A 12,943-nucleotide genomic window follows, 5' to 3' on the forward strand; every position below is an offset into this window, starting at 1 on the left:
CATCGAAAGGGAGCGTTCCATCCCGATGAACAGAGAATCAACGCGCGACTTCCAGAAACGGTAGAAGCGGGGCGCGATCAAGGATGCGCGAGGAGCGCGTCAGGAGGGGTCACGGAGCCGGGCGGCGATGACGGCCGCCTGGCTGCGGTCGATCTCCTTGGTCGCCGTGAGCAGGGTGACGGTGCCCTGCCGGGCGAGTTCCCGCAGGTGGTCGAGGGCCGCGGCGCGTTCAGGCTCGGCCAGTTCGGCGTCGTAGCGGCGGGTGAACTCCTCGAACTTGTCGGCGTCGTGGCCGTACCACTTGCGGAGTTCGGTGGAGGGGGCGACGTCCTTCTCCCACTCGTCCAGGCGGGCCTTGTCCTTCGACAGGCCCCGTGGCCACACCCTGTCGACCAGGATCCGCGCGCCGTCCTCGGCCGACGGCGACTCGTACACCCTGCGCAGCCGTACGTCCATGGCGCGTCTATACCCCGAGTCACGGAAGTGACGCTCAGCCCCATGCCCCCGTGCGTGCGCCGGCCCCCTCCGGGCGGTCTGGCTCACTGCGAGGTTCGCGGACGTCCCGGCGGCGACGTCAGGGGCGGGCGGGGCGGCCCGTCGACATCCGGGGAGGCGGGACGGGGCTCTCCGGTGGCCGGTCCGCGGCCGGCGGCGGCGCGGCGGGCGAACTCGGCGGCGGCCGTCCGGCGGGCGAACTCGCCGGCGAGGGCGCGGCCGAGGACGTCGTCGTCGGGACGGTGCCTTTCCAGGTATTCGAGGGCCTCGGCGAGTTCCCCGGCGGTCAGTCCCCGAACCGGCTTCCCGGTCCAGCGCGGAGGGCCGGCGGGCGGGGCGGCGCGGGGTTCGGTGCTCACGGCGGGGTCCTTTCAATTCCGGTGCCGGCAAAGCCTTTTCCGTGCCGGCCGCGGGGCGGCGCGGCGCAATGGGCCGCATTCGCGGCACCGAATAGAATCGGTACGTGCATTGGTGGAACCAGCAGGCCTGCGAGGCGGCCGCGGAGGCCCAGGCCGCCGATCCCTCGCCGGGGAATCTCATGGCCGCCGCGCAGGTGCAGGCGCTCGTCTCCATGGCGGAGGCGCTGCACCGCATCGCGGCGGCGCTGGAGGCGCGCGACGATTCCGAGGCGGCCCTTTCCGTCCGGCCGAAATAGCGGGCGCGCCGGAGAAGACACCGGTGCGCCCTGCCAGGGGCGCACCGGTACATCACGGGGTGTCAGGCGTCGCTGAACGATTTGCGTTCCGCCCTGCCGTTCGCGCTCGGCGCGAGGCGGGAGGTCTTGGCGACCGAGGGGCGCGGCGCGGTCTCGGCCAGGTAGTCGTGGTCGTGCGCCGGGGCGGCGGGACGCTGGTCGGGTTCGGCCGCCGGGCGGGCCTCGACGCGGGGCCGGTCCCGCAGCCGCCGGGCCGCCTGCCGGAGGGCGCGCTCGCCGACGAGCCGCGTCAGCTCCAGCCCCCAGCAGTCCAGCTTGTCGGCGTCGGTGAGGTCCTCGCGGCCGCTCAGCTCGGCCGCCAGGCCGCCGAGCCGCTGGGCCTCGGCCAGGTCGAACTCCCGCATGAGGTGGCAGCACAGCTCCGCGAGGGCCGCGTGGTCGCGTTCGAACGACAGCCCCGCCAGGTCGTCGTGCGACAGCCTGCTGAGCGCGCGTTTGCGCTCCAGCTCGCCGTCGGCGATCCGCAGGATGCCGCTGAGGAGGGCGACGGGGCCGGTGCCGGCGCCGCGGGCCTGCGCGGGGGCGAACGACATGCGCAGCACCGCCGCGGAGCCGAGTCCGGCGGCGATGACCCGGACGACCACGAGGCTCGCCGGGGGCATGGTGGGAGGCAGCCCGAACGTCCAGCCGGAGGCGGTCACCGCGATCAGCGCGACGATCGACGCGCTGGCGTTGACGAAGACGAACAGCAGCCCGCCCGGGGAGAGCAGGGCCGCGGCGGGCCGGTCGCGGTAGCGCGCGACGAGTTCGGCGAAGCCGATCGCGCCGCCGATGAGGGCGGCGAGGAGCATCTCGATGGTCATGATCTTCCTTTACGCGCTGCGGGCGGACAGCCGGCCGAACGGTGGCTCCTCGTTCCTGCCGCGCCGGGACGGCAGGGCGGCCGGGCGCTGCCGGGCCGCGAGCCCGGCGCGTTCGACCTCCAGGAAGACCAGCAGCCACTCGGCCGGGCCGGAGGCGTTCCCGGAGTGCGTGCGCAGCGCCTTCTCGCGGGCGCCGAGAAAGGCCAGCAGCCACTTGACGGGGCCCGACGCCCTGCCGGCGGCTCGAATTCTTGGATCCATGCGGGAGACCATTCCGCAGCCGTGCCCCGAAGTCGAACCTCTTGGGGTCAATTTTTCCATCCGGGCCCGCGAATCCACCGTTCTCCGCCAAATCGGACACGTCCTCCGGACCCTATGATCTACGTTTCTTTGAAGCGTCGCACGAGACGCTGGAACAAATGCGGGGACGCCTTTACCTGAATTGGCGACAGTACGCCGCGAGGCCCGCGAGGGGAGATCCCCATTTGTTCGGCGGCGCCCGACCCGCGCCGCCGGGCCTCGCGGCTCGCGACACGCCGGGGCGTCCGCCGGCCGGCTGCCGGTTCAGAGCCTGGAAACGGATGGAGGGGCCACTCCCCCCGAGTGACCCCTCTCCCCCCGTTCCGCCGTCGCGGTCCCGGCGCGGACGCGGAACCGAGCCGCTCCCCCCGAAGCGCCTCGCGCGACCGTCCGGCGGATGTGAAGAACGTAGCGAGGGGCCCGTCGGCGCAACGCGGCTTTGCCCGGCCTTGTCGACGAGCGGACCACCGTGTGCGATGAACGGAACACGCTGAGCGTTCGGCTCGCTGGGCGGCGGTCAGGCGGTCCCCGGCCCCTCGCCCAGGTCAGGGTCTCCAGAGAGGGAGGTGGACGGCGGAGGGGTGGGCGGCGTCGCGGAGGATCTCGAAGTGGGTGCGGCGGGACGCGACGGCCTGCCCGGCGGGCTCCCGGGTGCCGTGGTTGCGGGCGAATCGGGGGAACGCACCGCCCGCGAGCATGACGCGGAGGCGGTGGCCGCGCCGGAAACGGTACGCGGTCGGATGCATCTCGATCTCGGCGCGCACGGTCCCGGTGGACGTGATGCGCAGGACGCCGTCGGTGACGTTGCGGGAGACGCCGCTCCGGTCGACGTCGCAGAGGCGGACGAACAGGTCGCCTCGCCCGGTGCTGGTGCGCACGTGGATCGTCGCCGAGACGGGTCCGATCACGTCGAGGTCCTCGGGCAGCGGCGCGCCGGTGAGGACGACCACGTCGTCGCGGCGTTCGAGTGGGGCGTTGTCGCGCTGCCTTCCCTTGCCCGGTGACAGGAGCGGGCCGCCGACGTTCGGGGTCGGGTCGAAGGGGTCGTAGGTGAACGTGGCAGGGGCCGCGTCAGGCTCGTCCCAAACGAGGCCGTGGGAGAGGTAGAGCGGCGTGGGCTTGGTTTCGGGCGGGGGCCATTGGTCGAAGTCCAGCCAGGTGTTGGCCTGTTGCAGGTGCAGCCTTACCGGCGCCCTGCGGAGTTGGGCCTTGTCGCCGTTCAGGTGGGCGTTCAGCCAGGAGACCTGGTCGTGGAGCGTCGCGCGAAGGGCTTTGGCATCGTGTCCCCAGGGCCCGATGGTGATGCGGACCTGGCGTCCCTCCGCGTGCAGTGCGGCGAAGTCCCTGAGTTGGCCGCGCAGGAAAAGGTCCCACCAGCCCGTGACCATCGTGGTGGGCGTGGTGGTCGCGGGAACGGCGGCGCTGTGGTCGGTGGCCTTCCAGAAGCCGTCACCCGGCTCGGCATGAGCCGCGACCTCGCGCAGGAACGATTCGGGACGTCCGATGGCCGCCAGGTCGGCCTCGCCTACCGGCAGGTGCCGCATCGCATGCCTCACGCGCCTGTTGTGGAAGGGCCGCCTTCTGCCCTCTTGCGTCCCCATCAAGGACGACCAGACGAGCGTGTTGTGCAGGGCGAGCGCACCACCGGGGTAGAACGAACTGGCGAACTCGGACGCGGTGATGCCCACCCCCATCGCGGTGAGCGGCGGGTCCGCGTAGGGCGCGACAGCCCACTCGGTGAACCCGAGGTAGCTGGCGCCGACCATCGCCACCCTGCCGTCGCACCAGGGCTGCGCGCGGAGCCACCCGAGCGTGGCCAGGCCGTCGTCCTTCTCGTCGTGGAAGGCGTGGAACTCGCCGCCGGAGCCGAAGACGCCGCGCACGTTCTGCACGACGACCTGGAACCCGCGCCGGACCAGGACGCCGGTGAACAGCCGGACCACGGCCTGCCGCTTGCCGTACGGGGTGCGCAGCAGCACGACGGGCAGCGGTCCCGCGCCGCGCGGCCGGTACAGGTCGGCGACGAGCACGACGCCGTCCGGCATGGGCACCCGCAGGTTCCGCGCCGACTCGACGTGGGGGGACGGCGACTCCGGGAGACCGAGGAGGCGGTCGACGAGTCGTCCCGATGCGGTCATCGAACGCCTTCCCGTTGTTCCGGCGGTTCACCGATGTTCCGGCTTTTCCCGATGTTCAGGCTGCCGGGCGATGTGCCGGGTCGTCCCGATGTTCTAGATTGCAAGAATGATCGCAGTGCTCGACGCACCGTCCAACCTGGGGCTCCGTCCGCCGCGCGAGGGGCACGAGCCCGGCGTGCGGCGGCTGGCACGCGCGCTGCGCGGCCACGGCGTCGTCGGCCGCCTGCGGGCCGAGGACGCGGGCCGGGTGGACCCGCCGCCCTACGTGTTCGGCCCGGACCACGAGACCGGCTACCTGAACGGCCCCGGCCTCGTCGACTACACCGAGCGGCTCGCGGCCTGCGTCGGCGAGGTGCTGGACCGCGGCGACTTCCCGGTCGTGCTCGGCGGCGACTGCGGCATCCTGCTCGGCCCGATGCTCGCGCTGCGCCGCCGCGGCGTGTACGGGCTGGCGCACCTGGACGGGCACGACGACTACTCGCCGCGGCGCGACCCCGCGGCCGCCGCGGGCCGGCTGGTGGCCGGCGGGACGGCGCTCGGCCTGGTCACCGGGCACGGCCCGGCCGCCCTCACCGACGTCGGGGGGCTGCGCCCCTACGTGGAGGAGGAGCACGTCGCGCACATCGGCGTCCAGCGGGAGCCGGAGGACTTCGAGCTGTTCGACCTGGACGCCTTCGATGCCTCGCGCGTGCGGCGCTTCCCGATCGAGTACATCCGCGAGCACGGCGCGGACGCGGCCGCCGAAGGGGCCCGGGCGCATCTGGAGGCCGCCCCGATCGAGGGGTACTGGATCCACCTGGACGCCGACATCCTCGACAAGAGCGTCATGCCGGCTGTCGACTCCCCCAACCCGGACGGCCTGTCGTTCGAGGAGCTGACGTCCGTCCTGCGGACGCTGGCGGCGAGCCCGCGCGCGGTCGGCCTGCACGTGGCCATCTACGACCCGGAACGGGATCCGGACGGCATGGCCGGCGCGGCCCTCACCGACACGCTCGTCGCCGCCCTCTCCTAGACCTGTCGCCGCCCCCGGGGTCAGGGGGCCGTCAGGCGTTCGTATTCGTAGAGGACGCCGGCGAACTCGCCTGTCGGGAGCTCGCAGGCGTGTCCTGGCAGCCAGAGGTGCTCCAGGCGGACGGTCTGGACGTCCATGCGGATGTGGCAGGCGTTGCCCGTGTGCTCCCAGCCGGGACGTGCCGCGCGGACGACTTCCAGATGGTGGCGATGGCTCTGCACGTCGTGGAGCAGGAAGGCCGTGAGGACGTGCCGTGGTCCGTGCACCGATGGCGTGAACTCGCTCGCGCCGGCCGCGGCGGCGGCCAGGTCGACACCGGAATCGGCGAGTTCGGGGAAGAACACCTTGACGCGCCGGACGACGCCGCCGATCTCGATGGGCTGGCAGGGCAGCCGTAGGACGGCATCCGGATCGACGTAGCCGTGCACCGGCACTCCCGCGACCGTGCCCGCCCACGCCCCGGGGATCCCGTCGAGGAAGCGGGCCTTGGTCAGGGCGTTTCCAAGTTCGCCCATGATGCGTTCCGCCTCGATGCCCTTCGGCATGAAGGTCTTGGTGCCGCCGCGCAGGCGCTTGCCCGCTTCGTCCAGGACGGCGAGGTCGGCCCAGCAGGCGCCGGAGCCGGTCTCCATGACGCCGTGCGGAAGGCAGGCGTCGGGGTGCGGGGTCAGCCCGGCCAGATCCTCCAGCACGGCGCGCGGGGTCTGGACGAGGCCCCATCCCTGCGTCCGCCGGGAGACCGAACCGAGGGCGAGGGACGCCGCCATCGGCTCGCCGTTGCCCTGCCCGCCGAGTTCGCGCTCCAGGCTGCGGCGGCTCTTGAGGGCGCCGACCTGGTGGAGGTACTCGTCCAGGCACCGGCGCAGGACGGCCGGTTCGAGGTCGCAGGACGCCCATCCGGCGACGTCGCGCACGTGCACGGTCGTGCCGTCGAAGTCGAGGCGGTGGTAGCGGTAATGCTCCTGCCAGGGCCGGACCGCGCCGTCGCTCAGCCGTCCCTGGGCGCGCGCTATCGCGGAGACGTCCTCGCCCAGGTCGTTGATGAGGAAGTCGCGCAGCGGGGCGTGCAGGGGGTCGGTCTCCACCGCCACCCGCACCCCATCGCTGCGGAACCGTACCGGAAGCGACATCGCCATTCGGGTGATTATGCCGATAAGCGAAGATCATCACCGGTTTGACCGAATGTTCGTTCCGATCGCGTCACCCCGGACCACTACTCGTCCGCCAGGTACGGGGGCGCGGGCTCATACTGGATGTAGCGACGAACCTTGCGCGCGTGGTCGCGGCCGTGGATGCGTCCGACCAGCCAGAGAGCCATGTCGATCCCGGCCGACACTCCTTGGCTCGTGAGAAGGTTGCCGTCGACGACGTAGCGCACGTCCCGGACGACGGTCACGTCCCCGCGTGCCTCCAGAGCGTCCTCGGAGGCCCAGTGGGTCGCGACCCTACGTCCCTTGGCCGGACCTGCGGCATGCAGCAGGAAAGACCCGGTGCACACGCTCGTCACCCAATCGGCCTGTTCGGCGACCCTCGCTCTCGGCGTCCTCGAACACCAGCAGCCCATACGTGGTCATGCGTACTCCCTCGTTCCTCTGAAGCGAACCCGGTAGTCCGTCGGCGCGACGCCGACATGCCGGTGGAACGCCCGGCGCAGCGTCTCGCCCGTTCCGAAGCCCAGCCGCCGCGCCAGCGTCTCGACCGGCTCGTCCCCCTCCGCCAGCGCCCGCCTGGCCGCCTCGATCCGCACACGCTCCACGTACGCGGCGGGCGGCACGCCCAGCTCGGCGGTGAACCGGCGTTGCAGGTGCCGCGCGCTGAGACCGGAACGCTCGGCCAGGTCGGCGATGGTGTGCCGCGCGCCCGGATCCGCCTGGACGGACGACACCGCCGCGCGGACCGGGTCCGTCGCGGGCTGCGCCGACCACAGCGGGACGCTGAACTGCGACTGGCTGCCCGGCCGCCGGAGGAACATCACCAGCTCCCGCGCCACCGCGTGCGCCACATCCCGCCCGTGGTCGTCCTCCACGAGCGCCAGCGCCAGGTCCATCCCCGCCGTGACGCCCGCCGACGTCCACACGTGCCCGTCCTGGACGAAGATCGGGTCGCAGTCCACGGCGAGCCCGGGGTACTCCGCGCGGAGCTGCTCCGCCCGGCCCCAGTGCGTGGTGACCCGCCGTCCGTCCAGAACCCCCGCCTCGGCGAGCAGCAGCGCGCCGCTGCACACCGACGCGACCCGCCGCGCCGTCCGCGCGGCCCGCGCGACCCAGCCGACGAGCGCGGCGTCGCTCCGCGCGCGGTCGACCCCGACGCCGCCCGCCACGACCAGCGTGTCGATGGTCTCGGGCGCGAGGTCCGTGCCGCAGGGCGCATCGACGCGGATCCCGCCGGACGCCGTCACCGGCCCGGGGCGCGGGCCGACGACCAGGCACTCGTACCGCCCGGTGGCCTCGAACACCTCGTGCGGGCCGGTCAGGTCCAGGATCTGGAAGCCGTCATAGATCACGAAGGCGACGCGCATGGCTCCAGGCTGGCACCGGGGTTCCCATGGCGTCCACGACGGGCACCCCACACATCACGCCACCCGCTCGTATCGCCGCTTTCCCGCCTTCGGGCCCGCGCCCGGCGGGAATTAATGGTTGACACACCGCCCGGGGTTATGGCTAACTGTTCCGCATGAAGCTTTGATACTTCTCCGGTTGAGCCGCCCCCCGCGTTGCCGCAGGCCCGCTCCCGTCTCTCTCCATCGCGCTCCTCCCCGCATGACACGTCTGTGTCCTGCGGCGATGCGGCGCGCCCTGCCACACCTTTTCGCGGCCTTTCACGGCCGAATTCAGACGTGCCCGGAGGTGGTTCCTTCATGCGTGCCATGAACCAGGAAATGAACAGCGACCCCTTCGCCAAAGCCCGGAAGAAGGGCAAGCGAAAGAACTCCGACCCCAGGTCGGCGAATTTCGCGAACAACCGCCGCAACGCCCGTCAGATGCCGACCCGGCAGCTCAACCGGGGCCGCTGACCGGCGCCCCCCGGCCCCGGCCCCGCTCCACCGCGGCGGCCGGGGCCTGCGGCACTCCCGGGGCGGGCAGGGCCTCCCGGGGCGGGAACTCCGCCCACACCACCGTCCGGACGCCGTCCGCGTGGAACCCCCACCGCGACGCGAGCGCCTCCACGATCCGCATCCCGCGTCCCGACTCCGCGCCCTCTCCCGCCTGCTCGTCGTCGGCATGCCCGCCTTTCACACGGGGGCGCCCGCCGGCCGCGCCCTCGTCGGCGACCTCAAGCCTGTACCCGCCGTCCCCGGCCAGGACGGCGACCCTCACCAGCCCGCCCTCCAGCCCGGACGCCGTGTGCGCGATCGCGTTCGCGACCGTCTCGCTCACCACCAGCACCATGTCGTCCAGGGCGGGATGACCGGCCGCCGCGTTCCGGACGAAGCCCCGCGCGCACCTGACCGACCGCCGCACGCCCGGCAACGTGATCTCGCCGATCACCACACGGTCCCGCGTCCCGACCACAGCACCGCCTCCCCGTCCCGGCCGCCCTCACGTCCGGAAGACAGCCCGTCACCCTCGAAGTACGGATCGCGGCCCTTGTCCTGTTCACGGCGCCTGTACCGGTGCCGCACGCGGTGCGAGCATCTCACATCACGTCACTTAGAGTGACGGTGTGCACGGTTCCGGGAATCCACTGTGACGGCGGGGAGGCGGCGTCCCTCCCGCCTTTGGGGCAGGCCCCTGCTCTTCTCGGTGCGGGGACGCGCGACGCTCATCACCGTCTCGGTGTCCGCGCTGATCCTGGTGCTGGCGCTCGTCCTGATGCTGCTGCTGGCGCGGGACTGGGCGGAGAACAGGGTCGGCCGCCGGACGGAGCGGACCGCCGAACGGATCGCGTTCGACCTCTCCAGGGGACGCAACCCCGGCATCCTCGACGTCCGCCCGGACGAGGCGCAGATGGTGCAGGTGGTCACCCCGCAGGGAAAGGTCGTGGCCGCCAGCGACGCGATCCGCGGACGCCCCGCGCTCGCGACCGCCGACCTCGCGCGGGGCGAACTGCTGATCGACCAGCGGGTCTGCCCCCGTTTCCCGAGGGCGTGCGTGTGGGCGTTCGGCCTCCGCATCCGCACGTCCCCGTGGGGCGCGGACGTCATGGTCATCGCCGCGGCACCGCTGCCCGGCCTGCTGAACGTGTGGCTGCTGCCCGTCGCCCTCTTCTGCCTGCTGGTCGCGCTGCTCAGCCTGATCGCGTGGTGGACGTGGCACACGATCGGGCAGGCGTTCGTCCCGGTCGACATCATCCGCTCCGAGATGGCCGACCTGGACGCGCGGGGCCTGGACCACCGGGTGCCCGTCCCGCAGGGGGGCGGGAGGATCCAGGACCTCGCCGAGACGGTCAACGCCACCCTGGACCGGCTGGAGGAGGCGGCGACCCGGGAGCGCCGCTTCGTCTCCGACGCCTCCCACGACCTGCGCAACCCGATCACGGGCCTCCAGACGCGGCTGGAGGTCGCCCTCGGCGAGCCGGACGACGCCGACTGGAAGCCGATGGTCCGCGCCGCGCTCCGCGACACGCGGCGCCTGAACGACATCGTCGCCGACCTCCTGGAGCTGTCCCGGCTCGACGCCCGCGCCCCGCAGCCCGTGGAACCGGTCGACCTCGCCGCCCTGGTCCGCCGGGAGGTCGGCCTGCGGGCCGGCGACGTGCCGATCAGGACGCGGCTGGAGCCCGGCGCGGTCGTGCGCGCGAACCCGGTGCGGCTGAGCCGGGTGCTCGGCAACCTGCTGGGCAACGCCGAGCGGCACGCCGAGTCGCGCATCGAGGTGACCGTGGCGCGCGACGGCGGCGACGCGGTCGTGGAGGTCCTCGACGACGGCTCCGGCGTCCCCGAGGAGGCCCGCGAACGCGTCTTCGAGCGCTTCGCCCGCCTGAGCGAGTCGCGCGTCCGGGATCCCCAGGGCACCGGTCTCGGGCTGCCCATCGCCCGCGAGATCGCCGAGATCTACGGCGGTTCCCTGCGCATCGCCGACTCCCGCGCGGGCGCCCGGTTCGTCCTGCGCCTCCCGCTGGTCACGGGCGGCGAACCGCCTCGATGACGCTGGACAGCCCGTCCTCGCCGTGACCGGCGTCGACGGCACGCCAGAACAGGTTCCGCAGGGCGGTCGGGCCCGCGACGTCGATCCCGGCTTCGCGGGCGGCCTCGACGACGTGGTCGGCGCCGACGGCCTGCATCCGCAGGGTGTTGTCGGCGCCCGGGTAGACGCCGGCCTCGATCTCTCCCGTGAGGTGCTTCACGAAGCCCATCGGCCCGTCGCCCGCCAGGTCGAGCAGCAGGGACGTGGCGAACGGGCGGAACTCCTCGGCGGAGGCTCCCGCACTGCCCAGCATGGCCACGGCGTGCATGTAGGCGGTCAGGGTCGACCAGAAGAGGTAGAGCTGCGACTGGTAGTAGAGCATCGCCAAGCCCGGGTCCTCACCGACGAAGGTGACGTCCCCTAGCTCGCCCAGGGCATCGCGGTGGCGGTCCAGTACCTGCTCCGGACCGCTGTAGAAGACGTACGCGCCCGGCTGCCCGATGCCTGGCGGAGGCACCATGATGCCGCCGGTGAGCAGGACGCCGCCCCGCTCGGACGCCCAATCGCTCGCACGGCGCAGTTCGCCGGGGCTGCCGGAGCTGAGGTTGACGATGACGCGTCCTTTGAGGTCCGCGCCGTCGAGTGAGTCGTACATCGCCTTGTAGTCGGTCTGGCTCACGACGACCAGCTCGGCGTCCGCGAGGGCATCGGCGGCGGTGGGGGCGAGGGTCGCGCCGTCCTTCACCAAGGGGGCCGCCTTGGACGCCGTCCGGTTCCAGACCGTGGTCGGGCGGCCGTTCGCGAGGAAGGTCTTGGCCATCGTCGCGCCCATGGGTCCGAGACCGATGACGGTCACTGGAGACTTCACATGTCCTCCTGGGTGTGTGTTTCCTCCACCCTCGTCCTAGGCGCTACGGACGTGCTGCGGGTCTGTCCGTAGCGGCGACTACCCTGACGCCGTGCGTTTCGGGGTGCTGGGGCCGCTCGCGGTGTGGACGGACGCCGGGGCGCCCGTGCGCGTGCCGGAGGCGAAGGTCCGGACGCTGCTCGCCGTCCTGCTCACCCGGCCCGGAGAGCCCGTGTCCGTCGATCGGCTGATCGACGCGCTGTGGGGCGACCGGCCGCCCCGCAACCCGCTCGGGACGCTCCAGGCCCGCGTCTCGCAGCTCCGCAAGGCGCTGGAGGACGGCGAGCCGGGCGGCCGGAGCCTCGTCGCCTCCCGCCCGCCCGGTTACGCGCTCGACGCCGCCCCCGAGGCGGTCGACGCCGCGCGGTTCGCGGCGGCGCTCGGCCGCGAGGCCGCCGATCCCCTCGCCCGCAAGCGGCTGCTCGGCGACGCGCTCGCGCTGTGGCGGGGCCCCGCCTTCGCCGATTTCGCCGACGCCGAGTTCGCCCGCGCCGCGATCATCGAACTGGAGGAGGGGCGGCTCGTCGCACTGGAGCGGCACGCGCGGGCCCGGCTGGAGCTCGGCGAGCACGCGGCGGTGGCGGCCGAACTCGCCGCGCCCGCCGCCCGCCATCCGCTCCGCGAGCCGCTCCACGCCCTCCACCTGCGCGCCCTCCACCTGGCCGGCCGGCAGGGCGAGGCGTTCGCGGGCTACCACGCGCTGCGCGAGCGGCTCGCCGAGGAGCTCGGCGCCGACCCGGGCCCCGAGCTCGCGGAGCTCCACCGGTCGATGCTCGCGGAGGGCCCCGCCCCGCCGCCGCGGCCGGCCCCCCGGCTGCCCGCCGCGCTCGACGAGCTGATCGGGCGCGAGGACGCGGTCCAGCGGGGCCGGGCCCTGCTGGCCGGGCACCGGCTGGTGACGCTCACCGGGCCGGGCGGCGTCGGCAAGACCCGGCTGGCCGTGGAGATCGCCTCCCGGTCGATGGCCGACCACCCCGACGGGGTGTGGATGGTCGAGCTGACCGCGCCCGGCGACGTGGCCGAGCAGGTCGCCCGCGCGCTGGGGCTCCGCGAGGAGTCCGGCGGGGCCCCGCTCGCGGAGGCGCTGCGGGGGCGGCGGGCGCTGCTCGTCCTCGACAACTGCGAGCACGTGCTCGAACCCGTCGCCGAGCTCGCCGGGCGGCTGCTCGCCGACGCGCCGGGGCTGCGCGTCCTCGCGACGTCGCGGGAGCCCCTGGGGATCGCCGGTGAACGGCTGGAGGCCGTCCCGCCGCTCGACCTGCCCGGGCACGAGACCGCGCCGGACGCGCTGCGGGAGTCGAGCGCGGTCCGGCTGTTCGTCGCGCGGGCCGCCGCGGCGGCCCCCGGCTTCGCGCTCGACGCCGGCACGGCGCCGTGGATCGCGGCGATCTGCCGGCGCCTGGACGGGGTGCCGCTCGCGCTGGAGCTGGCGGCGACCCGCGTCCGCGCGCTCGGAGCGCGGGAGCTGGCGGCGCGGCTGGACGACCGCTTCCGCGTGCTGGCGGGC

General features: G+C 73.4%; 15 protein-coding genes. 5 read left to right on the top strand and 10 right to left on the bottom strand.

Annotation, left to right across the window (positions count from 1 at the left end; all coding sequences use genetic code 11):
* Nucleotides 1-99: 99 nt before the first annotated feature.
* Both AB0K37_RS16375 and AB0K37_RS16380 read right to left on the bottom strand, forming a co-directional pair.
* Nucleotides 100-456 carry a DUF488 family protein gene (locus tag AB0K37_RS16375; protein ID WP_363981068.1) on the bottom strand — a complete coding sequence of 119 codons (357 nt, stop codon included), beginning with the start codon at nt 454-456 and terminating at the stop codon, nt 100-102.
* Between the two features lie 83 nt (nt 457-539).
* Complete coding sequence (locus AB0K37_RS16380) at nt 540-854, bottom strand: hypothetical protein (RefSeq protein WP_363981071.1); 315 nt, start codon at nt 852-854, stop codon at nt 540-542.
* Nucleotides 855-958: 104 nt separating this feature from the next.
* Between AB0K37_RS16380 and AB0K37_RS16385 the strand changes: the two genes are divergently transcribed.
* The gene (locus AB0K37_RS16385) at nt 959-1,150 is read left to right on the top strand and encodes a hypothetical protein (RefSeq protein ID WP_363981073.1); all 192 of its coding nucleotides are present in this window, start codon (nt 959-961) and stop codon (nt 1,148-1,150) included.
* A 62-nt stretch (nt 1,151-1,212) separates the two neighbouring features.
* Here the strand turns inward: AB0K37_RS16385 and AB0K37_RS16390 are convergent, their stop codons facing one another.
* The 3 genes from AB0K37_RS16390 to AB0K37_RS16400 all read right to left on the bottom strand — a co-directional run bounded on the left by AB0K37_RS16390 (nt 1,213) and on the right by AB0K37_RS16400 (nt 4,451).
* On the bottom strand, nt 1,213-2,013 hold the full coding sequence (locus tag AB0K37_RS16390) for a hypothetical protein (protein WP_363981076.1): 801 nt from the start codon (nt 2,011-2,013) through the stop codon (nt 1,213-1,215).
* Nucleotides 2,014-2,022: 9 nt separating this feature from the next.
* A complete protein-coding gene (locus AB0K37_RS16395) occupies nt 2,023-2,274 on the bottom strand; it encodes a hypothetical protein (protein WP_363981079.1) in 252 nt (83 codons plus the stop codon).
* 584 nt (nt 2,275-2,858) lie between these two features.
* Nucleotides 2,859-4,451, bottom strand: coding sequence for a CocE/NonD family hydrolase (locus AB0K37_RS16400; RefSeq protein WP_363981082.1), 1,593 nt, complete (start codon nt 4,449-4,451; stop codon nt 2,859-2,861).
* Between the two features lie 106 nt (nt 4,452-4,557).
* Here AB0K37_RS16400 and AB0K37_RS16405 point away from each other — a divergent pair, with 106 nt between their 5' ends.
* The gene (locus AB0K37_RS16405; RefSeq protein ID WP_363981084.1) at nt 4,558-5,463 is read left to right on the top strand and encodes an arginase family protein; all 906 of its coding nucleotides are present in this window, start codon (nt 4,558-4,560) and stop codon (nt 5,461-5,463) included.
* A gap of 20 nt (nt 5,464-5,483) precedes the next feature.
* Here the strand turns inward: AB0K37_RS16405 and AB0K37_RS16410 are convergent, their stop codons facing one another.
* From AB0K37_RS16410 to AB0K37_RS16420, 3 genes are all read right to left on the bottom strand, one after another.
* Nucleotides 5,484-6,599, bottom strand: a complete 1,116-nt coding sequence (locus AB0K37_RS16410; RefSeq protein ID WP_363981086.1) for a hypothetical protein — start codon at nt 6,597-6,599, stop codon at nt 5,484-5,486.
* Between the two features lie 77 nt (nt 6,600-6,676).
* Complete coding sequence (locus AB0K37_RS16415) at nt 6,677-7,027, bottom strand: DJ-1/PfpI family protein (RefSeq protein ID WP_363981089.1); 351 nt, start codon at nt 7,025-7,027, stop codon at nt 6,677-6,679.
* A gap of 6 nt (nt 7,028-7,033) precedes the next feature.
* Entirely contained in the window at nt 7,034-7,981 is a 948-nt protein-coding gene (locus AB0K37_RS16420; protein ID WP_363981092.1) for a DJ-1/PfpI family protein, read from the bottom strand.
* 339 nt (nt 7,982-8,320) lie between these two features.
* On the opposite strand from AB0K37_RS16420, the gene AB0K37_RS16425 reads away from it, so the two are divergent.
* Nucleotides 8,321-8,476 carry a hypothetical protein gene (locus AB0K37_RS16425; protein WP_363981095.1) on the top strand — a complete coding sequence of 52 codons (156 nt, stop codon included), beginning with the start codon at nt 8,321-8,323 and terminating at the stop codon, nt 8,474-8,476.
* On the opposite strand, the gene AB0K37_RS16430 is transcribed toward AB0K37_RS16425, so the two are convergent.
* The gene (locus AB0K37_RS16430; RefSeq protein ID WP_363981097.1) at nt 8,460-8,975 is read right to left on the bottom strand and encodes an ATP-binding protein; all 516 of its coding nucleotides are present in this window, start codon (nt 8,973-8,975) and stop codon (nt 8,460-8,462) included. The two genes, AB0K37_RS16425 and AB0K37_RS16430, sit on opposite strands and share 17 nt — an antisense overlap.
* 231 nt (nt 8,976-9,206) lie before the next feature.
* Here AB0K37_RS16430 and AB0K37_RS16435 point away from each other — a divergent pair, with 231 nt between their 5' ends.
* Nucleotides 9,207-10,550 (top strand): HAMP domain-containing sensor histidine kinase, encoded by a 1,344-nt coding sequence (locus tag AB0K37_RS16435; protein WP_363981100.1) that lies wholly within the window; start codon nt 9,207-9,209, stop codon nt 10,548-10,550.
* Here AB0K37_RS16435 and AB0K37_RS16440 read toward each other — a convergent pair.
* On the bottom strand, nt 10,525-11,397 hold the full coding sequence (locus AB0K37_RS16440) for an NAD(P)-binding domain-containing protein (RefSeq protein ID WP_363981103.1): 873 nt from the start codon (nt 11,395-11,397) through the stop codon (nt 10,525-10,527). The genes AB0K37_RS16435 and AB0K37_RS16440 overlap by 26 nt on opposite strands.
* Nucleotides 11,398-11,488: 91 nt before the next feature.
* Between AB0K37_RS16440 and AB0K37_RS16445 the strand changes: the two genes are divergently transcribed.
* The coding region (locus AB0K37_RS16445; RefSeq protein WP_363981106.1) for a BTAD domain-containing putative transcriptional regulator at nt 11,489-12,943 on the top strand (1,455 nt) is incomplete at its 3' end.

This window comes from Actinomadura sp. NPDC049753, from assembly GCF_040674655.1.
Classification (GTDB): Bacteria; Actinomycetota; Actinomycetes; order Streptosporangiales; family Streptosporangiaceae; genus Spirillospora; species Spirillospora verrucosospora.